Below are 26533 nucleotides of genomic sequence, written 5' to 3'. Positions count from 1 at the left end.
CTGCGTTCCCTCGCGGCTGTGTCCTGGGCATCTCGGTCGCTTGCGCAGACGCTCCCGCGTGAGCCCGGACTCCGCCTGTCGGCCGTGTGCGGCGGCTCCACCGGCTCACCCGCCACGGCGCGGGCCGCAGGTCCCGATACGGCGGCGGCTGGAGGTACGGCTGTCGAGATCGCGGATACGACGGTGATGGTGGCATCGATCGCTGGAACCTCTTGACGGGCAACGCCCCTCGAAGGGACGACCGATCGTGACCATCCAGGGCCCTGTCCGCCTTCCGGTGATGACCACCGCTGATCAAGTTCCATGCCTTCCCAGCCATGGCAGATCACCCTGGGAATTCAGGGGCGTGGCGCGTGTCGATCCAGCGCCCGGCTTGAAGGAGGGCGTGCATCAGGTGTGGCACCGAGATAAAGAAGGGCCGTTTTGCCCGACTTTCGCCGGGAGGCCGCTTTCCATCCCTTTTATGATCACGCAGGGATGGAAAACAGCCTCCTGAACGGGCTTCGGCTGTCACCGGAGCGCTCCCGTCGGCTCCCCGTCGTCTCCGGCTTGATCGCCAGCATCGAAGGCCACGCCAGTCGAACCCAAGAGCTCGGGACCGGCGCTCTCGCTCTCAGCGCGTTGCGGCCGCCGGGCGAACCGAACGTCGGCTCATCGCCTGGCGGTGGGCTGGCGGGGATCAGCTCAGTGTCATTGAGTTGTTGACGTCGCCGACGAGCAGGTAGCTGCATTGTCCTTCGACCAGCAGCAGGTTGGCGCCGACGGTGGCGGCGGCGTTGCGCTGCCAGGTGCCGGTGAAGGGCTTTCGGGGCGAGGCGATGATGTCAGCGGTGTGGGAGGTGCCGTCGCAGTCGGGGGTGGTGACGCCCGCGCCGATGCGCTCGTATTTGGGGGCGGTCCCGGTGCGCGGCGGTTGCGCCGCCGCCACCGCCAGCTGAGTGCCCTTGGTGCAGATGTAGGTGAGGTTGACGGTCAACTGCCGGCCATCGGATCCCACCGTGGCGGTGTTGACCTTCACGCTGGCCTTGGGGTCCCTGTCCACGGGCTTGCAGGGCGGCGGCGCGGTGCCGGGCGCGCCCGCGAGCAGCGCCGCCAGCGCGGTGGCGGCCAGAGCGGTGTTGATCATCGCCGGTTTCCTTTCGCGCAGAAAGACCGACCCAGGCGAATGCCGCCATCACCGACGCGGTCACCGCCACCCTCACCCCTCCGTCACTGGTGCTGTCACTGGCGTGCCACGGGCGGCTCCGCGGTCGGCGGGATGCCGATCCGCCGGTCGGGCTGCGGTGGGTCGCCGCAAGCACACTTACAACTACCCAGTGGAGTGAATTGATTACTCTTCGTGAGTAGATTGTTGGGAGATTCCCGGTTCGGAGCCAGGACGCATGCGGTCGAAGTCGGCCACCGGTCATGGCGACCTCAGAACCCCCTCCCAGAACGCCGAGTTCGGGAGAGGGCTCCGCGAACGGCGACCCGGATGACTTCGGCATACGCCTCATCGTCCGTACCGCTCTCCCTCAGGAACCTCCCTGACGGTGCGCTGCTAGAGACCGTCCAAGCGGTAGCTCACCCGGGTCCTGAAAACCGGATAGGTCTGGCCTGCGCGGGTTCCGGCGGCCCGCGGTCTTCGCTGTCTGCCCGGTGCGGGGGTGGTGCTGGGTTCAGGCCGGGTGGATGCCCTGCGGGTAGCGGAACACCCAGTCGGGGTCGTAGTGGCGTTTGACGTGGGTGAGCCGTGTGTAGTTGTCGGCGTAGTAGGCGGTGGGCCAGTCGTGCAGGTCGGGATCGGTGAAGTTGACGTAGGCGGCGCGGGTGCGCAGTGCGTCGCTGAGGGCGTGGTGGGTGGTGTGGGTCTGTGCCAGTAGGGCGTTGACGACATGGTCGGGGGTGCCGGGCTTCCAGGAGGTGCCGATGTCGATCACGAATGTGGCGCGGCGGTGCGGGTAGGCGGTGTCGGCCGGGTCGAGGCGGGCGATGGCGCCGCCCATGGCGAACAGGGTGACGAAAGCGCTGTTGCCCCGCCGTCCGGGGCGCCAGCCGCTGATCTGGTGGGTGATGAGGTGAACGGCGTCGTCCTCGAGCCACCGGTCGGGCACCAGGGAACGGGACGCCATGGCCTCGTGTTCGGACTTCATCGACAGCCGCTGTTGCGCGGTCCAGAAGCCGCTGTGGCGCAGGCGGTGCTTGGAGGGGCGCAGCCGCAGCAGCGGTTTCAGTTCGCGGCGCAGGGCGTCGATGTCGCCGAGGTACTGGCCCAGGACGGCGATGTGGGCATGACCGGCTCCGGTGCCGGGGTTGCCGAACCCCACTCGCACGTCCAGGTTGTGGCGGGTGTCGCGGGCCAGCAGGTGATGCTGCAGGATCCGCATGACCTTCGTACCCTGGTTCAGCCGGAAGGTCAGGGCGAAGACGGTGGCGGCGGTACGGGACACATCGACGGTGTCGAACTCGAAGCCGGTGTTGATCCCGAAGTTGCCGCCGGCGCCGCCGCGGCAGGCCCACCACAGGTCCTGGTCGTGCTTGCGGCTGGCGCGCACCAGCGTGCCATCGGCCAGCACGACGTCGGTGGCGACAAGGTGGTCGCAGGTCAGGCCCCATTTACGGTCGTTGAAGCCGAGCCCTCCCCCCAGCGTCAGGCCGGCCACCCCGACCCCGAGGCAGCGTCCGCCGGGCACGTACAGTCCGGTTTTGTGCTCTCCAGCGTCGAACACATCGGCGTTGGTGGCTCCGCCGCCGACCCACAGGCGGTCGCCGCGCCGGGTGATCCGGCGCATCGGGGCCAGGCTGATGAGCAGGCCCGGAGTGGTGGAGTATCCGGCATAGCTGTGGCCGCCCGACCGCGGCATCAGCGGCATGCCGGTGCGGCGCGCCCACCGCACCGCGACCTGGACGTCCTTGGGCGTGGCGCACACGACGATGCCGGCCGGCCTGCGGTCGGCGTAACGCAGGTTCCACGGTGGCGCCAGGCGCCCGAACTGCGGATCCCCCGGCCGGTACAGGCGGCCTCTGGCACTCAGCTCGCGCCGCAGGTGCCGCCAGTCCATCTCACCAGCCGACCCACCGTCCGCCGGGCCGCTCCCCGACCGGGCAGGCGGTCTCGCCGCAACGGACTTGGTGCTGTCGGTCGCGGCGTCGGCCGGTTGCCGACCCACCACACCGGTCACCAGCCCTGCCGCCGACAGTTGAGCCCCCACTCGAAGGAAGCCACGCCGATCCTGCATGTTCGTCCCCTTCTGCACCGCCATGGTCGTCACTCGCGCACCCCAGCACGAGGACAGAGCCGACCGGCGGACATCCCGAGACCGCAGTCGCCGACACCGGCGATCACGAAAGCGGGAACCCGTCAGATGTGAACGAGCGGCGGCTCCGAAGGAGATATGGCCGACCGGCGGAACCGAAAATCACCGCGAACGGTAAAACTCGGGCCCGGGCGGTGAGGGACTACCCGGCCGTCAGCGAGGAACGGCCGAACCCTTACGGGGTCGCGGTCGCCGGGCGGACCGGGATGGTCGCCCCTCGGCTCTTGACAGCACCGGTTCCATCTGTGACCGTGCGTGATCTTGGCGGATTCCGGCCACCTGACCAGCACCCCAGCGGACCCGCGCGGCGCCGGTTGGACATGGCCGCGACATGATCATTACCGGGCGACTCCCGGCCCACTGTTCTTCAGGACGTCTCTTCATACCGGTCCGTTGGTCACGTCTCGCCTCCGCCGGTTAAGCATCCCGCTGGATCCGGAGCACCATATGGCGCTTATCTGTCGACAGTAACGAATACGGCACAAACCTTGGCTTCGACCAAGGGTCGCAGCGGGTCCGACCCTGGAGGCTCCACAGGGCCAACGCGGACCACCCACCCGTCCAGCGAGAATATGTTGCGCTCTATTGATGGACGTCACAGCTACGCGATATGAACGGCGCACCCGCCTGCACCCCGCGACCATCAGGGAGTCTTCATGACGAGTCGGGCCGGATTCTTGGGACTGCTCACCACCCGCACAGGGCTTTCACTGATCACGGCGTGCGGCGGGGCGAGCCTCGGCGGCGACGCGGACGCCGCACGCACGGGACCGGTCAAGCTGGGGCTCCTCGTACCCCGGTCGGGCATCCACAAGGCGCTCCGGCCCGTTGTCGCTCAGGGTCCTCTTCGTCGTCGCCGTCTACGCCCTGCCCAAGGGGCTGGCGGGTGTACGGCGGTCACCCCTGCCGACCAGGGGGGAGGACGACACGGACAGGAGTACGGGCGGATGCGGTGCGCATGCAGATCCTCCTGATGCTCAACGAACCAACACCCCTTCTCTGACTGTCTGCTACTGGTCGATGACGGTGAGTAGGTAGTTTGTCGGGAGAACACCCCAGGCAGCGGGTGCCGGCCGGCGCACGAGGGTGATGGCGGCCACGGCGCGTTGTCTGCGGGTTCGAACCAAGGTCACATCGACGTGATCAGACTCCGCAGGCCGCTGGCGACGTTGCCGTTGCCGCGAGCTGCCGACGGCCGCCTGGTGCTGGCCGTCGACGTCTCACCCTGGCTACGCCCGGACGCCGCGCCCTGCCCGGACCGGTCGTTCTGCCACACCTACGGACGTGGTGAGGGACGGCACCAGATGGTGCCGGGCCGGCCGTATTCGTTCGTGGCCGCTTTTGGAGGCCGGGCCGACGTCCTGGACGGCGTTGCTGGATGCGGTCCGGTTGGGCCGGGCGCCGACGTCACCGCCGTCACCGCCGCCCGGTTGCGCGAGGTGGTGGAACGGCTGATCCGCGCCGGACAGTACCGGAACGGCGACCTGCCCATCATGATCGTGGCTGATGCCGGTTACGACCTGCCGCGCCCGGTGTTCCTGCTGGAGGACCTGCCGATCGAGGTGTTGGAAAGGATGCGCCCGGATCGGGTGCTGAGCCGCACCGGCCCGACGCGGACTGATTTCCTGCCGGCCAACCCGCTGGGCGGACGTCCACCCAAGCACGGCGGCGAGTTCGTCTTCGGCGACCCCACCACCTGCGGCACTTCTCCAGTGACATCCTGGTCGGGGACGGCGGTGTGGCCATGCGACCCCTCGGTTCGGACGTGCCCACTTGCCGCGTCGGGTACGTCATCACCCCGAGATACCCAACTCATCGGCCGTTCGCGCGCCGATCGCCGAACTTCTCGTACAGATTGCGAAGGGCACCGCCCGACCAGCAACTCGTCGAGTCGGTCGCGCCAGAGCGGCAGTGAGCGTCGCGTACGACGAGCCAGGTGTCCTCGCCGTGCTCGGTGTCCTCCAGCAGCGTCTCCATCGCGGCCGTCGGCGTCGCCGAATGCCGAGCCGGATCGGGATGCGGGCGGGCGGGTTCCTGCCCTTCCGCCCCTCCATGCCGGATTCGGGGTACTGCGCGATCGCGTGCGGCGGGGCGGGAGGCTTGCAGGTCAGAAGCGGGTTGTACCGATTTCCGAGATTCGGTGTTGACCTGGCCCTGCGGGGCCAGGTTTACGGTCGGTCACGTGCGAGGGAGTGAACATGCGGGCTAGTGAGGCGGCCAAGGCCGCGGGCGTCACCAGGAAGGCCTTGCGGTACTACGAGGAAGCCGGGCTGCTCACGCCCGGCCGTCTGGCCAACGGCTACCGGGAGTACTCACCGACCGACGTCAGGCTCGCAGCCGAGATTCGCAGCCTGACGGCGATCGGGCTCACCCCCAAGGAGACCAGACCCTTCCTGGACTGCCTGCGCGGTGGGCACGACAGCGGTGACGCCTGCCCGGAGTCGCTGGCGGTCTACCACCAGAAAGTCCGCGCGCTCGACCGCCTGATCACCCGTCTCGCCCACACCCGCCAACAACTGGCCGAGCAGCTGCGCGCCGCAGCCGGCCGACCCATCACCGACGAGCAGGAGGACTCCATGCTGCCCAAAGCCGACCCCCTACCCGGCGACCTGCCCGCACCGACCGACGACGGAGCCGCCGATCACCTGCCCGGCCGGCAGCTGCCGCCGCTGACGTTCCTCGCGACCGACGGCTCCCAGATCCGTCTGGACGCGGTCAGCGCCGGCCGGTGGATCCTGTTCATCTACCCGCTCACCGGTGATCCGGCGGCCGACATCCCCCAGGGATGGAACGAGATTCCCGGCGCCCGCGGATGCAGTCAGGAGGCGTGCGGTTTCCGCGACAACCTCGCCGAGCTGCGCGAGTGCGGCGTCGACCAGGTGGTCGCGCTGTCGTCCGACCGCGCGGAGTACCAGCAGGCGCTCGTGCGGCGCCTGCACCTGCCCTATCCGCTGCTGTCGGACCCCGACCACTACCTGAGCCGGATCCTGGACCTGCCGACGTTCGAGGCGAACGGCACGACCCTCTACAAGAGGATCACCCTGGTCATGCTCGGCACGACGATCGAGCACGTGTTCTACCCGATCTTCCCGCCGGACACCCACGCGCAAGAGGTCGTGCAATGGCTGCGTGAGCGGGCATGAGCGGGGTGCGCCCATTGCTGTGCGGCGGCCGGTGGGTGGTCGGCAGCCGCAGCACGCTCGTGCTCGACCCCGACACCGCGGACGTCGTCGCGGAGGTGGCGATGGCCGGGCCGGGCGAGGTCGAGCGGGCGCTCGGCGCCGCCGCGGCCGCCGGGCGTCGCGACTGGCCGCCCGACGCGCGTGCCGCGGCGCTGGACGCCGCGGCCATGTCGGTGGCGGAGTCCGCAGAGCACTTCGCCGTGACGATCGCCACCGAGGGGATCAAGACCATCCGGGAGGCCCGGCGGGAGGTCGCGCGGACGATCGGCACGCTGCGGCTCAGCGCCGACGCGGCCGACGGCACCGCGGCAAGCGATCCTGGTGCCGGGTGGCGGGGGTTCGTGCGTCGCGATCCGGTGGGGGTCGTCGTGGCGGTCACCCCCTACAACGACCCGCTGAACCTGGTCGCGCACAAGGTCGGGCCCGCGCTGGCCGCGGGCAACCCGGTCGTCGTCAAACCCGATCCCCGGACACCGCTGTCGGCGTTGCTGCTGGCCGCCACGCTGCTCGACGCGGGTGTTCCGCAGGATCGGCTCAGTGTCCTGCCCGCCGACGGCGCGGTCTCCGAGCTGCTGGTCGGCGATCGTCGCGTCCGGTTGGTCAGCTTCACCGGCGGACGCGCCACCGGCGCGCTCGTGCGCCGTGCGGCGGGCGGCAAGCGGCTGGTCATGGAACTGGGCGGCATCTGCCCCACGCTGCTGCTGGCCGGCACCGACCTCGACCGGGCGGTGCCGGCTCTGGTGGACGGCGCGTTCGCCGCGGCCGGGCAGAACTGCTTGCACGTCCAGCGGATCCTCATCCACGATTCACTGTACGAGCAGGCCAGGGCGATGCTCACGGACGCGACACGACAGGTGCGTTCCGGCCCGAAGGCCGACCCCACCACGGACATGGGGCCGATGATCGATCTGGCGAGCCGCGAACGAATCGGCCGCATCGTCGACGAGGCGCGCTCGGCCGGGGCCCGCATCCTCACCGGCGGCGCCCCGGATGGTCCCCGCTTCCGCCCGACCCTGATCGAGGGTCTGCCGCCTGGGACCAGGCTCGCCGAGGAGGAGGTCTTCGGTCCGGTCACCGTACTGGAACGCTTCCAGACCACCAGGGAGGCCGTCGCGATGGCCAACCAGGGCGACGGCGGCCTTCAGGCGGGCGTCTTCGCCGCCGACCCCCAGGCCGCCATGGTCCTCGCCCGCGAACTCGATGTCGGAACGGTCGTGATGGGCGGGACCAGCGACAACCGCTCCGACGCGATGCCGTTCGGAGGCACCGGCGCCGCCGGTATCGGGCGCGAGGGCGTACCGTACGCCGTCGACGCCATGACCGAGCCCAAGACCGTCCTGTTCGCAGAGCCGTCCTGGGCGTCGCCGACCAGCGACCCGGACTGGATCATCGACGCATCTGTCAACGGGCAGGGCGAAGACCTCCGGTCCGTTCACCCGCAAGGAATCCCGTCGCGCAACTGATGGCTGGTCGGCAGTAGTGCCTTGCTGAGGATTACCCGGATGTGGTTCGGGTCGGCCTCGTAGCCGTCCAGGAGGGTGGCCGTGCACAGGCCGTCGGCCAGGGCGACGAACGCTTCGGCCGCGTCCGGGTCGTCGGTCCGCGTTCGGACGAGCTCCTCGACGTTGTCGTGCCACAGGCCGTAGCGCGGGCTGGCGGGCCGCCAAGGTCGCCAGCCCGCGTTCGGCGAGCGCACGCTCACGGCCCCGGATCCGGCGGATTCGGCGATGAGCCGGGCGAGTCCGCCGAGCGGGCCGTCGTCCTCAGCGTCGATGAGCTGACGGATGCGCTGGGTATGGGCGAAAGCCGGCCGCATGAACCTCTGGTGCAACACATGTTCCCCTGGTTCCGCACTAACGGGTCTGAACGTCCGGACGGTGGGAGCGGCGCGCGCCCCGGGCAGCGGCCGGAGCGCGTCGAAGGCCGTCCCCGCCGAAGCTGTTGTCGCGAGGGCAGGACGTGATCGTCCAGGCGGACGTGGAGTGCGGTCAAAAGGGCGTCCAAGTCAGTCTTCACACACCGGCCACGGGCGTCCTTCCCCATGCCCGCACCCGGTTCAGCGATCTTCCATCAACGATCCGGCTGCCCACGCGTGTCTCTCCGGCCCATAGCGTGGACGTCGAGGTCGGACCCGCCAGGCTCGACGGTGACGGCCGGTGTCTCCCGCACCCGGTCATCAATGCCGGATCGTCGGTCACCGGCCGGTGAAGACCGATGGTTTTCCCGCGGCGAGGTCCCAGACTTCCAAGATCTTGTCTCCACCGCCGTGGATGCTGGTGGCGCCGTAGGTGACGGCGATGGCCTTGCCGTGCGGCTGACCGACGGCCATCGCCGTGGTGCCGTCGGGCAAGGGAAGCATTCCGTCCGGGGCTCCCCACAGGGAGGTCAGGGCGGTGCCACCACCGATCGCCGCCGTGGCCGTCGCCGCGGGGACCAGCACCCGGCGCCGGGTCAGGCGGGGTGGCGAGGTGATCTCGCGGAAGGGGGCGGCGGGGTCGGCTCCGCCGAGGCCGTCCCCGGCGGTTCGGGGCTCGGGGGCCGGGTCGTCGTCCTGGGCCGGTGGTGGGCCGCCGGGAGCGCAGGTGCTGGGAGCGGGGGGCATCGTGACGTTGCGGGCCGGGCGTGGCGGCGTCCATTCCGGGCGATCGGATGTGGTGTCCGCCGGGGTGCCGGGATCACCCAGCTTGGCGACCAGGGCTGAAGGGGTGTGGGGCGGTCCTGGGGCTGCTGGGCCAGGCAGGCGGCGATCACGTCCCGCAGGGAGGAGGGGACCCGTTCCAGGTCGGGTGGTTCGGTGATGCGGCGGGCGATGAGGGAGTCGGAGGGAGCGTCGAACGGGCTGCGGCCGGTGGCCGCGTAGGCCAGGACGGCGCCGAGGGAGAACACGTCGCCGGCCGGCGTGAACGCCTGGCCGTTGAGATGCTCGGGGGACATGTGGGGGTAAGTGCCCAGCAGGGCTCCGTGCCGGGTCATGGTGGTGCCGTCGAGGTCACGCACCGCCTCCTCGCCCAAGGGCCCATGTTCGGTCACGGCCTGGTGCAGGGAAGGCCCCGGGGTGTAGGCGGTGACCATCCAGGGCGGGTCGGCGTCGGGGTCGCCGTCGATGACCCGCGCCGCGTGTATTCCGCCGACCCGCCCGGCCGCCTTCACCTCCCGGGCAAATCGGGTGCGGAATTCCGGCCTGTGGGCGTGGTCGAGCCGGATGATCTTCACCACGACCAGGTGCCGTCCGGGCGAGCGGCCCAAAAACACCTGTCCCATCCCGCCCGCGCCCAATCGGCCCTCCAGGCGGTAGTCACCGACCCGCCTGGGATCATCGGGCTGCAAGGGATCCATCCAACGCCCACCCAACGTCGAAGAGAGAACCGACAGGCCCCAGGTGCCGCCTCGGCCCGCATCGTGTCAGGAAACAGACCTTCCATGAAGTGATTTGGTTCCATGCCCGGTCCGGGTCCTGCCGGCCACCCGCGACGGCGCGATCGCCCCTGCACCGCGGCCGTCAACCATCAGGCCCTGGTCGCCTACCGCGCCCGGCCGACTTCGGATCCAGGCGCTGCGCGCCGAGGTCAAGGCGCGGGAGGAGGACCTCGCCCTGCTGGTCCAACAGATCGAGCCCCAACCGCTGGGACTCCCCGGAACCGGTGGGCTGAGCGCCGCCCAGATCCTGGTCATGCGGCAGCCCTCCCCGCTTCCTCCGGTCTGACCGGCGAACATCGCCTCGACCACGCTGGAGACCGCCGACTCAACCGGGCCCTGCACACCATCGGGCCGGTCCGCATCCGCGTCGCCGCCGCCAGGCAACTGTTCAAGGTCCTTGAACGACCAACCGGGTCCTCAACCGGCACAGCACAACCAGATGCCCGAGTGACTTGACGGGATGGAGCAACCCCGGTCAACGGCGATAGCGGCCCGGGAGAGGGCCGGTTACCGCCACCCAGCGTTCTGATGTGGATGGTGCCGTGGCCCTCGGTCATCAGCGCGGAGTCGGCAGGTGTCGGCAGGTGTCGGCTGTCGGGGATCAGTAGCGGTCAGGATGCGGTGGGGCGTTGTAGAGCGGCCGGTTGTACGCCCAGTGCCGCCAGCAGCCGGACGCTGCGGTTGTCCGGCTCGCTGAGCAGCCGCTCCAGCAGGTCGAAGGTATCGCCGGTCATCGTGTCCTTGAGTAGTTCGCGCGGCGGTACCGTGTCCTGCCCCAGGTCGGTACTGGCCATCACCGCCCGCACCACCTGGTGGTCCACCCCGGCCTGGACCAGGGCCCGGCCCCCGTCGTAGTGGGCCTGGGTCTCTTTGATCAGATGCGGATAGGCCTGCGCGACCGCGTAGGTGCGCAGCATGCCCAGCAGGACATCGTCGGTACGGACCTTGCCGCCATGCCGGCGGGCCAGTTCCCCGGCCTCCAGGCGCGCCCACAGCACCGGATGGGCGGCGGCGTTGATCGGCATCGCCCTGACCAGCAGCGTCGTCCAGAACTGTCCCAGCTCACGGGGCTTGTAGCGGCGCCGGCCCACCAGGGCGTCGCGGGTGGAGCGCAGCTCCGGCGGGACGGCGTCCTGCACGGCGGGGGCCTGTCCCGACCGCACGGCGCGCTGCAGCGCCGCCACCTCCACCCCGCAGTCGTGCAGGTAGTGCACCGCGCCGCACGACGGGTCGTCCAGGATGGCCACCAGCAGATCGGTCGGTGAGCGCTCGGCGCCCGAGCTGGTCACCGACGGTTGCTCCTGGCACCGGACCAGCGCAGCCGCCCCAGCCGTGCTGAGCGCAAGCGAGCGGTCCTGCTTCCCGGCCACCAGGACCTCGACCGTTCCAGATTCCTGCTCCATCTCCCCGACGCCCCGGCGGATCACCTGCGGCGTCAGGTCGTAGGGGGCCAGGAACCGCTGAACATCCTGGTCCCCGCTCAGGCAGGCCAGCAGGATGTGGGTGCTGGCATGACGCATTGCGTAGATCGGGCCGAAGACAGAGCGCAGGGCCTGGTCAGCGCAGAAAACTGAGGTCATGCGGAAGATCATGGCCAAGGGCGCGGAAACGCCGCATCATCCCATGGTCGAGACCAGCACGCCGAAAGGAGGTATCGACCCTGGGGAAAGTCGACACAGCAATGAGGGGTAATGAGGGGCAGAGCAGGTGACCTGCGGCGATATCATCTCCCGACCCTCCTCAAGGGCCGGGACGAGCGGGTGTGGAACCACGGCCCCGCCCACGGCATGCACACCTTCCGCGCCCCGCCTCACCGGAAAGCGCGTGCTGCGGCCGGAGCCGGCGGGCCCGCGGGAAGAATCCGAGCGGATCTTGATGGCAAAGGCTGCTGCCTGCGGCAACGCAGAGCCTCACATCGGACGGGGTGGACTTTCTATCCGGTGCAAGAGGAGGGCGACCGAAACCTTCTCTGCACGGACGATGCGGTGCGACATCGCACGGTCGTGCGAGGGGACGCCTTGCGACTCCGGTACGACCGCGAGGCCGGCCCCGGCCGCGCGCCGAGGCGCGCACGGAGCGCCCAAAGGCGAAAAATCTTACGCCACGGGGCGTTCAACGCGACGTGACGCCAGGTGCCGGTGAGTGGTCGCAGCACGTGCCGCCTCGATGCGCCGGTTGCGCAAGCCGGCTCGACGTGAGGCCAGCCCGTCGCGCCGCCCGCGTCCAGGGTGACGGCCGGGGTTTCCGGCGGCGAGGTCCCGTCAACGGTGATCAAGGCGATGACGTGGCGCTGCCGGGGAGGGGCCCCGCCGTCCTGCCAGGACGCGGCCGTGGATCCGCTCGGCGGGGCCGCCGCACCGCTCGTGGCGGGTGCGGGCCCGTGCCCGGCTCCTGGTCCCTGGCCTTGCGCCGGTTCCGGACGGTGTGCTTCGCGCGGGGCACGGCGTCGGGGTCTCCGTCCGGGATCGGCCAGAGGCGCTCGGTGGCCGGGAGAACCCAGGCATGATCCTTTCGTCCTGGAGATCGATTGTGGCGGATTGCGAAGAGGTGACCGTGCAGGAGCCTTCGCTCATCGGGCGCGCCGCCGAGTTCGGCAGGCTGACCGAGTTGCTGGACCGCAGTGCCGAGGGGGCTCGGCAGATCGTCTTTCTGGAGGGGGAACCCGGGATCGGCAAGACGCACCTGCTGGAGGCACTGCTGGCCCGGGCGGGACGGCGGGGCGCCCGGACGCTGTCGGGGGCGGCTGACGCGATGGGCGGGAGCCGGCCGTTCGGCACGCTCGCCACCGCGTTGGGCGAGGAGGGTCTGCTCTCGCCGGCCGGCGCGCCGGCGGAGAGGGGCCTGCGGGGTCTGCAGGTGATCGAGGGGTTGCTGGCCGGGCTGGAGCGGCTCGCCGCGCGCGGGCCGGTGGTGTTCGCCCTGGAGGACCTGCACTGGGCCGACCGGGAGACGCTCCGGGCGTTCGACGCCGTCGTCCGTCACCTCGGTGCGCTGCCGCTGCTGCTCGTCGGCACCTTCCGCACGCAGCCGCGGAGCTCGGACCTGGCGGCCCTGCTGGACCGGGTGACCTCGCGGGGGGCGGAGGTCCTGCGGCTGGAGGGACTCGGCGAGGAGGCGGTCGGGGCGCTGGGCGAGCGGGTTCTCGGGGCGCCGCCGTCGGCGGAGCTGCGGCGCCGGCTGGCCGCCGCGGGTGGCAACCCCCTGTTCGCCGTCCAGCTCCTGCGCGCCTTCCAGGAGGAGGCTTCGGTGACCGTGGCCGACGGTGTCGCGGATGTCGCCGAAGGGCCCTTGCCGCCGGGACTGCGCGAGGTCATCGTCCGGCGTTTCGGGCATCTGCCGAGGGCGACGACGGAGCTGCTGCAGGTGGCGTCGGTGCTCGGGGCGTCGTTCGCGCCGGGCGACCTGGCCTGCGTGCTGGGCAGGCCGCTGGCGGGGTTGCTGCCGCAGCTCAACGACGCCGTGGCGCACGGGCTGATCGGGGAACGCGGGGACGCGCTCGCGTTCCGCCACCCGATGATGCGGGACGCGCTCTATGAGAGCCTTCCGTCGGCGATCCGGCGCCGGCTGCACCACGAGGCCGGTCAGGCGCTCGCCGCGGCGGGCGCCCCCACCGCGCAGGTCGCCGCGCACCTGGCGGAGGGCGGCGAGCCGGGCGACCCGCAGGTCGTCGGCTGGCTGCGCAGGGCCGCCGAGGAGGTCTCGGCCTACTCGGTGGGAATGGCCATCCGGCATCTCGAACGGAGCCTGGAGCTGGCGGGCACGGACGAGGCCCGTGCCGCCGCGGTCCGCGCCGACCTGGTGCCGCTGCTGGCGCTGGAGGGCCGGTTCGCGGAGGCGCGCGAGGTCGCCGCGGCGATCCCGGCCGGGCGACTGGCTCCGCAGGACGAGATCAGGCTGCGCAGCGGCCAGGCCCGTGCCCTGTCCCGGCAGGGCCGCTGGGCGGAGGCCGCGTGCGCCTTCGAGTCCATCGCGGAGCTGCTGCCCGCCGGTCCGCTGCGGGCCCTGTTCGAGGCTCGGGCCGCATACGCGCTCATCTACGCCGGGGACGTCGCGGCCGGGCGGCGACGTGCGGAGGGGGTGCGGGCCGAGATCCGGGGCCGGGAGTACGAGCAGGCGCTCGGGGCCGCGCTGACCACCCTGAGCCTGGCGCTGGCCGCGGCGGGTGACCTCCGGGAGGCGCTGGTGCTCGGCGAGCGGGGGCTGGCCGCCGTCGGGAACTCGCGTCCCGCGCCCGGAGCGTTCCTCTTTCCGCACATCCCCGTCGGGTTCGTGCTGCTGGACGCCGACCGGCCGGCCGACGCCGAGCGCGTCCTGCAGGACGGCCACACGCTGATGGAGGAGGTCGGCGCGCTCAGCTTCCGGCCGTACTTTCCCGGCGTGCGGGCGCTCGGCGGGTTCCATTTCGGGGACTGGGAGTCCGCCCTGTCGCAGGCCGAGTCCGGCCTCGTTCTGGACGAGGAGATCGGCACCCGTTGGCTGTTCTTCGCCGAGACCGTGATCGGGCGGATCGCGCTCGCCCGGGACGACCTCCGGACGGCCGGGCGGATGGCGGCGGAGACCAGGCGGGCGCTGGAGGCGTCCGACGCCCCCGAGTTCGCGACCGGCCGGGGGTGGTCGTTGTGGATCGAGTCCCTGCTCCGGGAGGCCGGGGGCGAGGCGGACGCGGCGGCGCGGACGGCGGCGCGCGCCTGGCGGGCGCTGGCCGGCTGCGGGATGCTCGGCAACCGGCTGCCCGCCGTGGACGCGGTGCGGCTCGCGGTGGTGGCCGGCGACACGGGGTCCGCCTCGGCGATCGCCGAGGCGGCCGCGGTGTACGGCGGACGCGCCGGCACTCCCACCGCCGAGGCCCTGGGCCTGCACTGCGTCGGCCTGGCCCGCGGGGACACCGGCACGCTGGTGGCGTCGGTCGAGGCGTATCGGAAGGGGTCCCGCGGCTTCGAGCACGGGCTGGCGGCCGAGAGCGCGGCGGTGGCGCTGGCGCGCGATGGCCGTCCGGCGGACGCGCGGCGGATGCTAGCCGAGGCGCTGGAACGTTTCGAGCCGCTGGGCGCGAAGCGGGACGCCGCCCGCGCCACCGCCGCGCTCCGGGCGCTCGGCGTGCGGCCGGGGGCGCGGCGGCGCCGCCCGGACCGTCCCGCGCACGGCTGGCAGGCGCTGACGCCGACCGAACGGAACATCGCCGCGCTCATCGCCGAGGGCCTCACCAACCCGCAGATCGCCGAGCGGGCGTTCATCTCCAGGTACACCGTGGAGACGCACCTGAAGCGCGTCTTCACCAAGATGCGCGTCCGCAGCCGTACCGAACTCGCCGCGCTGCTGCTCTCCGGTGCCGCCTCCCCGGATCCCGACCGGCGCGCGGCCCGCTTCCCGCCTGCCGCCGAGCGGAGGGGTCAGCGTGGTCCGACGGCGTCGTAACGCAGGCCGCTGGAGGCGGTGCCGCCTCCGGTGCGCTTGGCGCGGGCGAGCCACAGGCGCACCGAGCCGTCCGTCCAGCGGGCGAGCCGCCACTCGCGGACGACGCGGACCCCGGCACGGCCGACCTCCTCCTCCGGGATCTCCAGCCTCACCACCCGCCCGGTGGCGGGGTCGATCGTCCAGTCGAGGACGCGGCTGTGCCCGATCACCGGTGCCGGGGTCCCGTCCCGGGTGGGCTGCCGCAGAGGGAGGCGGCGCAGCCGGACGTCACCGGGCCGCCCGTCGTGCGGCGCCGGGACGAGCGGCACCCAGTTCTCCGGCACCGTGGTCGCGAAGGTGTAGGTGAGGTCGGGCAGGCCGGGGACCTCGGCGCGCGGGGGGATCCCGGCGCGCGGGGTCTGGCCGTCCCGGTCGATCGGCTCGCCGGTGACGCCGGTGACGGTCCGTTCGACGGCCCAGGCGAGGTTGGCGGTCTCGTCGCGGAGGAACCTCACCTCCTCGACGGGCGCGGACCGCTGCGCCGAGAAGGCGGCCGGCGGCAGCACGAGCAGGGGCACCGGCGGCCCGTCGTGCGCCGACGCGGGCCGGAACAGCCCCCAGCCGCGCCCGGGGACGGTGTCGCCGTAGGGCGCCGGGGGCACGAGGGTGCGGATGCCGAAGCTGTCGGTCACCACGAGCGAGCGGACGCGGGTGAGGGAACCGCCGGGCACCTCCACCGGAACGACGAAGTGGTCGTTGGCGTAGACGGTGGCGTACTCCAGCAGGATCATCCGGGCCAGGTCGGTGGTGCCCGCGCCGACCTGACCGAGGTTGACGTCGGCGTCCTCCATCTGCCAGAACCGCGTCGCCGGCATCCCGGGATAGGCGGCCACGGTCGGGACGACGACGTGGGTGCGGCGCTCGGTGGCGGCGGGGGCGCCGAGCGACACGCCGGGATCGTGGTCGAGCTGGTACCAGTCGAGCCGGTCGCCGTCGTACTCGGGAGCGGTGAGCACCGTCTCGCCTCCGGAGTCCGAGGCGGCGGCCGCGAAGGCGTACTCCATCCGTTCGCGCCGCCAGGCGCCGGCGTCCGCGCCCGGGGTGTCGACCAGCGGCAGGAACCCGTCCGGCACGGGGCCCTCCCCCACCCGGAGCCAGGCCAGCCAGTCGGCGACCGCGGCGGCGACGGCCGCCGACAGCTCGGGCGGGACACCCACCGTCCCCGGGAAGCGGCCCCTGGCGTGGTCGCGCAGGACGTCCGTGCCGTGGGGCACCCGGCCCGCCATGATCCGCAGGTAGCCGGCCGTCGTCTCGTCGACCGCGGACGGCCCGGCGGCGGGCGCGCCCGGGACCGGGTAGCGCGCGACGACGCTCGCGCGCACCGCGCCGGCGCCGTGCTCGGCCAGGAACCGCAGCAGCTCCTGCCCGGTCTCGGCGGCCCAGCGCAGGTCGTGGGCCCCGAACGCGTCCTCGGCCTCGACGGCCGACTCCAGCGGACGGTCGGCGGGCAGCGGCGCCACCGGCGCGCCCGAGGGCCCGTACCGTACCGCGGTGAACCGTGCGGACTCGACGTCGAGTCTGGCCAGCACCGGCGTTCCGGCGTCCTCGCCCTGGAACTCGCCGAGCTGCCACTGCCGGGCCAGCAGCCAGAGCGGGTCGGCGGTGCGGGCCTCCAGCGCCGGGCTGAGGTCCTCCGCGCGGGTGCGCGGCTCCAGTCGGCTCCAGGTGGTGATCGACGGGACGTGCTCGGGCTGGGCGGGCTGAACGGCGTCCCGGGTGTCGGGGGCGGTCATCTGGTTCCCTCCGTGGTGGCCGGCTCCGTGGTGGCCGATGCCGTGGTGGCGGCGGGGTCCGGCGCGTCCGGGACGAAGTCGGTCGACGTCTGCGGTTCGGCCATGTTCACCGGGAAGTAGGCGGCGGGCAGGATCTGCCCGGCCGCGCCGAGCGAGTCGAGGTCGGCGGCGCGGGTCCGGGTCAGGGCGAAGGCCCAGTTGAGCGTCTGCAGGATGGCGTCCGGATCCCAGGTGGGCGCGTCGTCGGCGGGCACGGCGACCAGCACGGCCTGTGGCGCGGCGGCGCCGGGGGCGTCATGCTCGAAGGCCAGCCCGGTCGTCTGCCGGGCGGCCGGGACGGCCTCGGTCCACTCGTCCACGACGAGACCCGACACGGGCCGGGTGAGGTCCAGGTCCCCGAGCGTGACGACCACCATGGAGACGACGTCCCCGTCGGGCGGGTTCTCCCCGGCCCACCGGTCGCCCGGTTTCCAGGGGAGCTGGACGGCGCGGACCGTGGCGGGCACGGCGGTCGCGCCGACCCCGGTCAGGGCCTCGGTGTAGATCAGCGCCTTGTGGAGGTTCGCCAGCTTCGGCCGCACCCGGCCGTACTTGGCCAGCCAGCGCCGGACGGCGCGCGCGGAGCCGCCCTCCAACCCGGCCGCGAGCGCGGCGGCGAGCGGGAGCGGGCCGGGCACCGCGACGGACTGCAGGACGGGAAGGTCCTGGCCGAACAGCGCCCTGAGCCGGGCGGCCTGGAACTCGCGGCGCCGCGCCGGTGGGCCCGCCGGGAGGTCGAAGTCGGCGATGGCGCAGCCGCACGCCTCCGCCGTGCAGGTCAGCGGGCGTTCCCGGAACTCGGCGACCAGCCGGCAGTGCGCCAGCCTGCGCTGCCGGAGCTCCGTCCGCGCCGACGCGGCCTGCTCCAGGACCTGCTGCGCGGTGCCGGCGCGCGGCGGCGGGGCGACCGCGCCGAGCACGCCGAACCCGGCGGCGGTCCGCAGGGCCGGGCGCACCGCGGTGTCGTTGGCCCCGGCCAGGCCGGTGATGGCCGTGCCGACGAGCTGCCAGGCGAAGTCGGCGCGGTTGCGGGTGGCCTGGTCGAACCCGGTCTCGGCGGCGGAGTCGGGACCGAGGAGGTCGGCGGCCTCCAGCTGCCGGGACTGCGTGAGCAGCCGGCGCACCGCCGAGGCGGCCTCCAGGAACTCGGCGAGCGACACCTGGTCGTACGGCCATCCGGGATCCCGCTCGAAGCCGGGCTCCAGCGTCCAGTCCGCGCCGATCCTCGCCGTGTCGCGGCGCGCCCAGGCGGCCGCCTCGATGCGCCGCTCCAGCTCGGCCCCGGTGTCCGGACGCGCGCCCCGGACCGGGGCGGCGATGTGGTCGATGGCGGGGATCTGCAGGTAGTCGAGGCTGAGCGGCGGCTGGACGAGGCTGGTCGTCCCGTCCGGGGACCGCCAGGTGTTGCGCCACCTGACCCGCCAGTTCGGCGGCAGCAGAGCGGTGGCGACCGCGTCGGCGGGGGCCGCCGCGACGACCCGTGGCTGGTCGGTGACGCCGGCCCCCCAGCGCAGCTTGTCGAACCGGGCGTCGTGGTTGAACAGCAGGAGCACCCGGTGGGTGACCGCCGCGCCGTTGTCGGCCGTGCGGCAGAACTGGAGCTCCGGCGGGGTGCTCGCGCCGTGCGCGGAGGCGTCGAGGGCGGCGGCGGCCCGCGTGGCGTTGCCCTGGGCGATCTGGTGGACGCCTTCGGCGAGCAGCGCGTCCCCGACCGCGTCGAGCGCGCCGGCGACGTCGGCCAGGATCTCCTCGACCGCCGTCCGGTCGCCGGAGGGAAGCGACGCGAGCTCGGCCGTCAGGTCGCCCGCGCGGTACAGCCGGTGCAGTTCCAGCCCGTCGGTCACCGCGGTCGACTCGACGGCCGGTTCCGCGGTCCCGTCGGGGGTGACGGTGTGCGCGCGGACGGGCGCGGCGGCCCGGAACAGCGGCAGGTGCTGGTCGAGGGGCCCGTCGGGGTGCTCGTGCAGGCCGCGTTCGAACCGGTAGCCGAGCAGCAGGCCGAGGGGCTGCCCGGCGCGGACGCCGGCGATGAGCTGCTCGGCCAGCCGCACCCGCCGCGACGTCAGGTCGATGGCCAGCGGATTGCCCGCTTCCTCGGCGGGAGCGGCGCCCCCGGGGACGGCGTTCCCGCCGCCGTGGGAGCGCCAGCCGCTGCGCAGCACGGCCGCCGTGACGGCCTGGGCGAGCGAGGGCGCGTGCACGTGCCCGGCGCCGTCGGGCGCCGGGTGGAGCGCCCCCTCCGGAACCCCGTCGGGCAGCGGCACCTGGTCCCTCGTGCCCGAGGGCGGCGTCAGGTCGCAGACCCACCCGTAGCCACCGATGTGCGTCCCGGCGGCCTCCCCGGCGGGGCGCTCCCGGACGAGCCGTTCCAGCCGGCGCGCGGGGAACGAGGTGATCCAGGCGTCCAGCCGGTGCGCGGTCAGGGCCAGTGTCCCCGCCACCTCGCGTTCCAGGCGTTCGGGAGCGACGTCGAGCCGCACCAGCCGGTCGAGGGCGGCGCGGAACTCCCGGATCCCGGCGGTGACGGTCGCGTGCCGCCCGTCGTCCGGCCGCCGGGCGGCGGCGAGGTAGTCACCGACCGTCAGCGCCGGGTCGGTTCCGCCGCCGGGCAGCGGGAACGGCTGGGCGAGGCGCCTCGCCAGCGTCGAGGTCACCTCGCGGGGGAAGATGTCCACCAGCTCGGGGTCGGGGATCTGCCCGACGCCCTCGATCAGCCCGGCGGCGTTGGAGTGCTCCCCCAGCAGCGCCGCCCGCAGCAGCCGCCGGAAGAGCGGCACCGGGCCGGGCGGCACGGGGACCTGGTCGGCGCGCAGCCCCGGCGCGGCCAGTTCCGTCAGGTACGCCCGGATCGCCGCCCGGTCGGCGCCCGCCACCGGCGTGCCCAGCCGGATCGACTTGTCGGCGAAGACCGCCGTGGCCAGCCGCGGATCGTCGGCCGTCGCGAGTTCGAGGTCGGTGAACAGCTCCCGGGACGGTCCGGCCACCTGCTCGCGCCAGCCGCCGCCGAGTTCCAGGCGGGCGAACCGCCACAGCCAGGCGATGTACTCGTTGCCCAGCATGCCGCGCACCCGCATCTCGCGCGGGAGCGCGTCGGTGGCCAGGATGTCGAGCATGACGCCGTCGGGGTCGTCGAGGCCGGGGCGGACGCGCGGCACCGGCGACCGCGCCCACACCCGGTTCAGCAGCCGGACGAGCAGGCCGACCGCCCTCGCCTCGCCCGGGCCGCCGGGCTTCCACCGGGCCATCGCCGCGACGGGCAGCATCCCGTAGACCTGGGCGCCCACGCGCAGCGTCGGCAGCGGCCCGTCGGGGTGGACGTGGGAGACGAAGTGCGAGCGGATGGCGGGAAGGTCGGCGGTCCAGCCCACCTGCGCGCCGTCCATCAGGTGGCGGACGAGGTAGTCGAGCCCGACCGGCCAGAGCAGCCGCCGCACCTCGGCTCCGGGAAGACGCAGGTCGTCGGAGCCGTTCGGGGCGCGGCCGAGCGCGGTGGCCGCCCCGGACGGGACGGGGCCGCACCGCGTCCGTGCCAGGACGTCGCCGTCCGGAGGGGTCAGCGGGAGGCCCAGTGCGTCCGCGAGCAGCGCCGCCGCGCTCTCCGGGCGGGCCGCCGTCGCGGGCGTCCCGGTCACCCGCGCCGAGAGCGCCGCCTCGCGCGACCGGGGCGCGTAGCCGCTGGACGCGGTCTCGGTGTTGTTGGTCGGGGTGCCGGGCGGGACGAAGCCGAGCCCGGCCGTCGCGGCCTGCGCCTCCAGCAGCTCCGACAGGATGGTGGCGCCCCGCGCCGGGGTGGCGCCCTCGTCCACGCCATACACGGCGAGGAACTCGACGTGCTCGGTGACGCCCTCGATGACGGCCGCCATCCCGGCGTCCACCGCGGCCGGGAAGTCGACCAGCCACCGCATGCCCTCGTCGACCGGAGGGTCCTCGTCGGTGAGCGGGCGGGCCGCGCCGTCCTCCGCGCCGTCCTGGGACCCGGTGGGCGACGGGCCGACCGCCAGGTCCGCCCGCACCTCGTGGGGGAAGTCCGCCTCGATGGCCCGTCCCCCGGCGAAACGGGCGAAGAACCTCCAGCGGGTGGGCATCGCCCGGGCGAGCGGTGCCCGCGTCCAGGTGCCGGTGCGATCGAGGGGGTCGGGGAAGTCGCCGGTGGCGTCCGGCTGCATCACCCGGGCGATCCAGGTCGCGCGGGGCGCGCCGTGGTACCGGACGAGCTCCTCCCATGCCTCGGACGTGCCGGCGCCCTCCCAGTAACGGCGGCCCGCCTGCCGTTCCGCGGCGGTCAGCTCGGCCTCGTGCGAGTCGACGTGGATCTGGTCGGGGTAGACCCGGACGAGCAGCCGGGTGCCGTCGAACCTGGTCTCCAGGCGGACGGGCAGCAGCGTCACCGGGTACCGCGTGGACAGCGACCAGCCCGCGGCCTGGTCGGTCGCCGGGGCCTGGTCGGTCAGTGATCGGGTCATCCGAGGGCTCCAGGGGCTCGCAGGGTTCCGGCGGCTCCGGCGAGGGCGGCCGGCTCCGGCTCGGCGGGCAGCAGGTCGCTCGCGTGCCGGGCGACGAGCGCGGGACGTTGCAGGGCGACGCGGGCCATGTCGGCGGCGTTGCGGCCGAACACCGCGCCGTCCAGCGGCTCGGTGCCGAAGCCCCCCGCGCCCGGCGACAGGAACAGCGCGTCCGCCGGGAGATGGCCCCAGTGCAGGTCGTCCCAGTGGGCTCCCGACCAGGGCGTGCCCGGCACCCAGTCGCCGGGTGGGCCGTCCACGCCGAAGCGCGGCGCGGTGGGCTGCTCGCGCAGCAGGAAGAAGTGGCCGGGCCTCCCGGCGTCCGGGTCGGCGTCGCCGCGGGCCTGCTCGGCCGTCAGCGGAAAGCCGAACAGCAGCAGGTCGGGCTCCAGCCGGGCGTGGAAGATCGGCAGCACGTCCGGACCCGTGACGTCGCGCCGCCCGGCCGCCGTCCAGGTCGCCGCGCGCATCGTGACGGCGGTGGCGGGGTAGCGGCGCAGCACCTCGCCGCGGACGACGAGGATCAGCGACCGCTCCCCCGGCGCGCCGACCGCGGTGAGGTGGGAGCCGAGCGGCCCGGTGCCCCACGCGGGGTCGGTGAGCGGCGGGATGTCGGTCAGCGGCGCGCCGGCCGAGACCGCGTTCCGCACGTCCCAGAACTGCCGGAACCAGGTGTTGCGCGGGTCGGCGGGGAACTCCCGCCAGAGCATCTCCCGGCTCGTCTCGTGGTTCAGGCCCACCATGAACGCCTCGATGAAGCGCGGGTTCGCCGCCAGCGCGGTCAGCGTCTCGGGCGTCACCTCCGACAGGCCGGGGACGACGTTCTCCTGCGACAGGCCGCGCAGCAGCTCGTAGGCGGGCACGGCGAACGACACGCCCGCGAGCAGCCGCCGCAGCGGGTCGCCGGTGTCGGGGATCGCCTCGGCGAGCGGCCCGTCCCCGAGCGTCAGGCCGGCCAGCACCTTGCGCGGCACCGTCCGCTCCGGCCGGAGCCGGTCGCGGACGGCCGCCGCCGTGGCGCCGACCGGCACGGTCGCGCCGCGCGCGTCCCGGGCGAGGGCCTGGGCGGGGGCGAGGTACCGCTGGTGCCGCAGCGCCGCCTTCATGAAGTCGTCGCCCATGGCGGCGCGGTCGGCGACCAGGCTCGGCCGCAGGTCGGCGAGCGCGACGCCGCCGCCGCGGACCGACGCGCCGGGCAGCCGCTCGACCGGGCGCGACTCGCTCCAGCCGGTGGCGGACCCGTCGGGATCGAGGTCGAATCCGATGCGGTAGGCGGCGTCGTTGCCGTCGGCGGTCGCCCCGACGCGGTAGACCAGCAGGTCGGGGCGGCGGGTTCCGCTGAAGTCGGCGACGACGATCCCCGCTCCGTGCTCCCAGCCGGCCTCCCGGTCCTCCGGGACGGTGACGGGCTCGCTCCAGCCGCCGAGGACGACGCCGCGGCGGTTCAGCGTCCGGCCGAAGCCGTACCTGGCGACGACGCGGCCCCACTCGTTCCAGCCGGTCCACAGCACCACCAGGTCGGGCCGCAGGTCCTGGCCGAGGTCGGCGACGTCGACCGCCACGTCGCCGAGCCCGCCGACGGTGTAGGGCAGCGTCACCGTGTCGCCCCAGCCGCCGGTGACGGCGCCGTCGTCGGACAGCCGCCAGCCGATCCGGTAGCAGATCCTGTCGCCGGAGGTGTAGACGAGGACCAGTTCGGCCCGGCCGTCGCCGTCCAGGTCGGCCAGCGCGATGTCGGCGCCGCTCATGACGGTGCCGAACGGGTCGTGCACGGGGCGCGGCGGGCCCCAGCGGGCGGGCACGCCCTCGGCGTCCAGGTCGAAGCCGACCTGGTAGGTGACGCCGCCGAGATCGGTGCCCAGCACCACCATGGCCTGCGGACCGGACGCGGTGATCCGTCCCACCGCCACCGCCATCACCCCCACCTGCATGCCGCCGAAGTCGGGGCCGGTGCGGGCGGCGGAGAACCCGCCGAGCCGCCCGTCGGCGTCGAAGCCGTGCGCGACCCGGTGCCGGACGCGCCCGGCGCCGCCCTCTCGGGAGAAGTCGGCGACGATCAGGGACGAGAACAGGCCGACGCGGGCCGCCCACCGCGTCTCGGCCGGAGGGACGGCGTCGGGGGCGCCGGTGCCCCGCACGTCCCGGGGGAAACCGTGATCTGTCCACTGGGCGTTGTGGTCGACCGACACCATCCGTCCGTCGGTCGTGACGGCGAACAGCTCGGTGTCGCGCCCCGCCCGCTGAACGACCGGGCCGGGCTGCCACAGCGACAGCCCGCCGGCCGGCGGGCGCAGCCGCGTGCCGCTCCAGTTCCACTGGTCGTCGATGGCGTGGTCGAGCCGGCACAGCGACACGTCGTCGGGGTCGTTGCCGGGGACCACGAGCACGCCGATGGTGGAACGGCCGTGGGAGTCCTTGCCGCTCTGCCGCGCCACCGACACCACCGACGTGCCGTCGTAGGGCGTCCAGAAGTTCCGGATCGGACGCAGGTCGCCGCGGGTGAGGATCAGGTGGCCGTCCGTGGAGGCGTAGGCCATGCCCCGGAAGCCGGCGTAGCCCGGATGGGCGGCCGAGAGGTTGCCGTTGATCAGCGGCACGGCGCCGTCCCCGACCTTGAGGTCGAGCCAGATCGGGGGGCTCGACTGCCGGACGCACGCGTGGAGCCCCCCGAGGTTGGTCTTCACGTAGATGAAGTCGCGGCTGCGGGTCGCGAGCGGGCCAACGGCCAGCTCCTTGGGGCTGATGGTGGAGGGCTTGCCGAGCTCCCGCCACGTCCAGGTGGAGGTCGCGGGATCGAAGTCGCAGGCGTGCAGGCCACGGTCGCCGCCGATCACGTAGACGCTGGTGCCGTGGGCGTGCGGGTCGCTGCGCAGGCCGCCCGGCGGGGATCCGCGGTCCTCCCACACCCAGATCCCCGGCAGCCGGTCCCAGCGCCGCTCCCACAGCCTCCCGTCGGCCACGCGGACCAGCACACCGAGCCGCCCGCCGTCGCCCAGCGCCACGCCGTGGGAGATCACGGCCGCGCCGCTCGGCGGCCGGCCGTGGTCCAGCCACAGCCAGCGGCCCTCGATCCACCGGCGCTCGAACAGGTGGCCGTCGTCGGTGGCGATGAAGAACCGGCCCTGCACCATGTCCCCGCCCGACGAGGCGACCGTCCGCGCCACGTCGTCCGACACCGCGGGGGACTCATCGTCGGACGCGGCCGTGGGGTCACTCGCGGAGGCCGTCGCGCCGGTCCGGGTGACGTCCCACCAGGGGTCGGCCATCGCTGCCCGGAGGGACGCCTCGTCCAGTGTGCCGAGGGGGCGGCCGGTCACCTGCTCGAACGGGGCGCCCCCGGCGGGGACGTCGGCGGGCGGGACGGCCGTCTCGCCGGTGGCGAGCCGTTCCACCGCGGCGGGCGCGGCGCCAGCGCGCGTCGCCAGGGGGCCGCGGGGCCGCAGCAGCCGGCGCATCGGCACCGAGGTGGCCGCCCGCAGCCCCGCGTTGTCGGCCAGCTCGTCTCCCACCGACGGTCCTTCTCCGGCGGGAGCGGCGCTCGCGGAAGGGGCCTCCACCGCGCCGAGGACCGGGCCTGTGACGGCGAGCAGCTGCGGATCGCCGAGGGCCCGGCCGGGCCGCTCCGGGTCGAGCCGCTTGGCGTGCAGCTCGGCCGACACCTCCCGCGCCGCCTGCCCGGGCAGCAGCCGCTCGTTCAGGTCCCGCACGGCCGCCGCCGCCTCCCACGCGGCCGCGGCCAGTTCCTCCTGGTGGCGCTGCACGACCTCGGTGCCGAGCGCGGCGGCGGCCCGGTGGCGCGGATCGAGGTTCAGCTCGCGCAGCCACGCCGGCTCGCCCGCGGGCAGGCCGGTGGCGTCCGCGTGGACGGCGCCGTACAGCGGCGGGGTGAGCCACTCGTCGGTGTCCTGGAGCAACAGTTCGATGACCTGCCGCCAGGACGCCCGGACCTGCTCGTCCCAGACGGTGGGTTCCATCGACGGTGCGGCCAGGGCGCCCTCGAAGCCGAGCACCGAGGTGCCCTCCCGGCCCGGGGGTGCGGTGACGGGCAGGCCGCCGCCGGGGGCGGAGACGTCCACGGGCCGCTTGCCGGCCTCCGGCGGCAGCGGCCGGGCGCGGAGCCGGCGGACCAGGGACTCGAAGTCGCCGGCCGGGCCGGTGGTGAACGACCAGTGGTGGTAGGCGGGCAGCACGACGACGTCCTGCGCGCCGGGCCTGGGCGATTCGGGGCCCCAGGCGGGCACCAGCGTTCCGGTTTGGGGAGGCCGACCCCCGGTACCCGCCAGCCGGCCCGCCTCGAAGGCGGGGACCACGGCCGCGTGGTAGCGGGTACCGGCGCGGAGCCGGCGCGGGCAGACCAGCCGCGACAGGGACCGCTCGGGGTGGTCGCGCAGGACGGCCGCGACGTCGTCGCCGTCCCCGGTGAGCAGCACCTGGGCGTGTGCCCACGCCCACGACTCGGCCAGCGGCGGCAGCTCGCCGACCTTGCAGGTGAGGGTCGGCAGCGCTCCGGCGGGCGTGGCCATCTCGGCGTCCTCGGCCGGGACGGCGACCAGGACCAGCCAGGGACGCAGCCGTCCCTGGCCGTCGGCCTGGGCCGGGGTGAACGCCCAGGGCAGGTCGGGACGGTCGAACTCCACCGCGGCGAACAGGGTGTCCTCCGCGCCGTCGGTGCCGGGCGCGGGGAAGCTCCGGATGATCTGCCGCTCGTCCAGGCCGGTGACGTCGCCGGGGCCGTGGACCACCGCGGTGGTGTCGGCGGGGATCACCCGCCCGTCGTCGGCGGTGAACTCCACGTGCAGCGGGACCTCGCCGCGCACGCGCGGCAGGGACCCGGTCCGCGGATCGGTCCCGGTGACGGCGCGGGCCACACCGTCGCGGACCCAGGGCAGAAAGCGCAGTCCGGCCGCCAT

At 73.7% G+C, this 26533-nt stretch carries 13 protein-coding genes and 2 pseudogenes; 4 read left to right on the top strand and 11 right to left on the bottom strand.

From position 1 onward, the window contains the following. Positions 1–679: 679 nt before the first annotated feature. Together AKI01S_RS21210 and AKI01S_RS21205 are read right to left on the bottom strand one after the other, a co-directional pair. Positions 680–1126 carry a hypothetical protein gene (locus AKI01S_RS21210; protein WP_067820564.1) on the bottom strand — a complete coding sequence of 149 codons (447 nt, stop codon included), beginning with the start codon at positions 1124–1126 and terminating at the stop codon, positions 680–682. A gap of 532 nt (positions 1127–1658) precedes the next feature. Then, the gene (locus tag AKI01S_RS21205) at positions 1659–3041 is read right to left on the bottom strand and encodes an FAD-binding oxidoreductase (RefSeq protein WP_067820561.1); all 1383 of its coding nucleotides are present in this window, start codon (positions 3039–3041) and stop codon (positions 1659–1661) included. A 1352-nt stretch (positions 3042–4393) separates the two neighbouring features. Between AKI01S_RS21205 and AKI01S_RS54690 the strand changes: the two are divergent. Beyond that, positions 4394–4990, top strand: a pseudogene (locus tag AKI01S_RS54690) (transposase); the annotation flags it as partial. Between the two features lie 118 nt (positions 4991–5108). On the opposite strand, the gene AKI01S_RS53585 reads toward AKI01S_RS54690, so the two are convergent. Next, the gene (locus AKI01S_RS53585) at positions 5109–5273 is read right to left on the bottom strand and encodes a hypothetical protein (RefSeq protein ID WP_245681714.1); all 165 of its coding nucleotides are present in this window, start codon (positions 5271–5273) and stop codon (positions 5109–5111) included. A 221-nt stretch (positions 5274–5494) separates the two neighbouring features. Here AKI01S_RS53585 and AKI01S_RS21200 point away from each other — a divergent pair, with 221 nt between their 5' ends. After that, positions 5495–6439, top strand: coding sequence for a MerR family transcriptional regulator (locus tag AKI01S_RS21200; protein ID WP_067820558.1), 945 nt, complete (start codon positions 5495–5497; stop codon positions 6437–6439). Further along, positions 6436–7941, top strand: coding sequence for an aldehyde dehydrogenase family protein (locus tag AKI01S_RS21195; RefSeq protein WP_083999968.1), 1506 nt, complete (start codon positions 6436–6438; stop codon positions 7939–7941). The genes AKI01S_RS21200 and AKI01S_RS21195 overlap by 4 nt, the downstream gene beginning before the upstream one ends. Here AKI01S_RS21195 and AKI01S_RS21190 read toward each other — a convergent pair. The 5 genes and pseudogenes from AKI01S_RS21190 to AKI01S_RS21170 form a co-directional block, all read right to left on the bottom strand. Next, positions 7911–8294 (bottom strand): hypothetical protein, encoded by a 384-nt coding sequence (locus AKI01S_RS21190; protein WP_157419984.1) that lies wholly within the window; start codon positions 8292–8294, stop codon positions 7911–7913. The genes AKI01S_RS21195 and AKI01S_RS21190 overlap by 31 nt on opposite strands. Positions 8295–8398: 104 nt before the next feature. Beyond that, positions 8399–8494 (bottom strand): annotated as a pseudogene (locus AKI01S_RS54850) (IS982 family transposase); the annotation flags it as partial. A gap of 178 nt (positions 8495–8672) precedes the next feature. Beyond that, entirely contained in the window at positions 8673–8828 is a 156-nt protein-coding gene (locus AKI01S_RS50765; RefSeq protein ID WP_157419983.1) for a hypothetical protein, read from the bottom strand. Positions 8829–8929: 101 nt separating this feature from the next. After that, positions 8930–9814, bottom strand: a complete 885-nt coding sequence (locus AKI01S_RS21180; RefSeq protein WP_157419982.1) for a serine/threonine-protein kinase — start codon at positions 9812–9814, stop codon at positions 8930–8932. Between the two features lie 692 nt (positions 9815–10506). Continuing rightward, positions 10507–11475: a Clp protease N-terminal domain-containing protein gene (locus AKI01S_RS21170; protein WP_169813989.1), complete on the bottom strand. Its 969-nt coding sequence runs from the start codon at positions 11473–11475 to the stop codon at positions 10507–10509. 973 nt (positions 11476–12448) lie between these two features. Between AKI01S_RS21170 and AKI01S_RS21165 the strand changes: the two genes are divergently transcribed. Next, positions 12449–15310 carry an ATP-binding protein gene (locus AKI01S_RS21165; protein ID WP_169813988.1) on the top strand — a complete coding sequence of 954 codons (2862 nt, stop codon included), beginning with the start codon at positions 12449–12451 and terminating at the stop codon, positions 15308–15310. On the opposite strand, the gene AKI01S_RS50760 is transcribed toward AKI01S_RS21165, so the two are convergent. Genes AKI01S_RS50760 through AKI01S_RS21150 form a run of 3 tightly spaced genes read right to left on the bottom strand, consistent with a single transcriptional unit; the run spans position 15286 to position 26533 of the window. Further along, entirely contained in the window at positions 15286–17082 is a 1797-nt protein-coding gene (locus AKI01S_RS50760; protein ID WP_067820533.1) for a hypothetical protein, read from the bottom strand. The genes AKI01S_RS21165 and AKI01S_RS50760 overlap by 25 nt on opposite strands. Beyond that, on the bottom strand, positions 17079–21584 hold the full coding sequence (locus AKI01S_RS21155) for a hypothetical protein (protein WP_067820529.1): 4506 nt from the start codon (positions 21582–21584) through the stop codon (positions 17079–17081). The genes AKI01S_RS50760 and AKI01S_RS21155 overlap by 4 nt, the downstream gene beginning before the upstream one ends. Then, the gene (locus tag AKI01S_RS21150; protein ID WP_067820526.1) at positions 21581–26533 is read right to left on the bottom strand and encodes a hypothetical protein; all 4953 of its coding nucleotides are present in this window, start codon (positions 26531–26533) and stop codon (positions 21581–21583) included. Before AKI01S_RS21150 ends, AKI01S_RS21155 begins: the two co-directional genes overlap by 4 nt.

This window comes from Actinomadura kijaniata NBRC 14229, from assembly GCF_001552175.1.
GTDB lineage: Bacteria > Actinomycetota > Actinomycetes > Streptosporangiales > Streptosporangiaceae > Spirillospora > Spirillospora kijaniata.
This window is presented reverse-complemented; position numbering and strand designations above follow the sequence as displayed.

Coding starts and splice junctions, on each gene's coding strand:
- AKI01S_RS21210 (WP_067820564.1), bottom strand. CDS start 1,126: ATGATCAACACCGCTCTGGCCGCCACCGCGCTGGCGGCGCTGCTCGCG.
- AKI01S_RS21205 (WP_067820561.1), bottom strand. CDS start 3,041: ATGGACTGGCGGCACCTGCGGCGCGAGCTGAGTGCCAGAGGCCGCCTG.
- AKI01S_RS53585 (WP_245681714.1), bottom strand. CDS start 5,273: ATGGAGACGCTGCTGGAGGACACCGAGCACGGCGAGGACACCTGGCTC.
- AKI01S_RS21200 (WP_067820558.1), top strand. CDS start 5,495: ATGCGGGCTAGTGAGGCGGCCAAGGCCGCGGGCGTCACCAGGAAGGCC.
- AKI01S_RS21195 (WP_083999968.1), top strand. CDS start 6,436: ATGAGCGGGGTGCGCCCATTGCTGTGCGGCGGCCGGTGGGTGGTCGGC.
- AKI01S_RS21190 (WP_157419984.1), bottom strand. CDS start 8,294: ATGCGGCCGGCTTTCGCCCATACCCAGCGCATCCGTCAGCTCATCGAC.
- AKI01S_RS21180 (WP_157419982.1), bottom strand. CDS start 9,814: ATGGATCCCTTGCAGCCCGATGATCCCAGGCGGGTCGGTGACTACCGC.
- AKI01S_RS21170 (WP_169813989.1), bottom strand. CDS start 11,475: ATGACCTCAGTTTTCTGCGCTGACCAGGCCCTGCGCTCTGTCTTCGGC.
- AKI01S_RS50760 (WP_067820533.1), bottom strand. CDS start 17,082: ATGACCGCCCCCGACACCCGGGACGCCGTTCAGCCCGCCCAGCCCGAG.
- AKI01S_RS21155 (WP_067820529.1), bottom strand. CDS start 21,584: ATGACCCGATCACTGACCGACCAGGCCCCGGCGACCGACCAGGCCGCG.
- AKI01S_RS21150 (WP_067820526.1), bottom strand. CDS start 26,533: ATGGCGGCCGGACTGCGCTTTCTGCCCTGGGTCCGCGACGGTGTGGCC.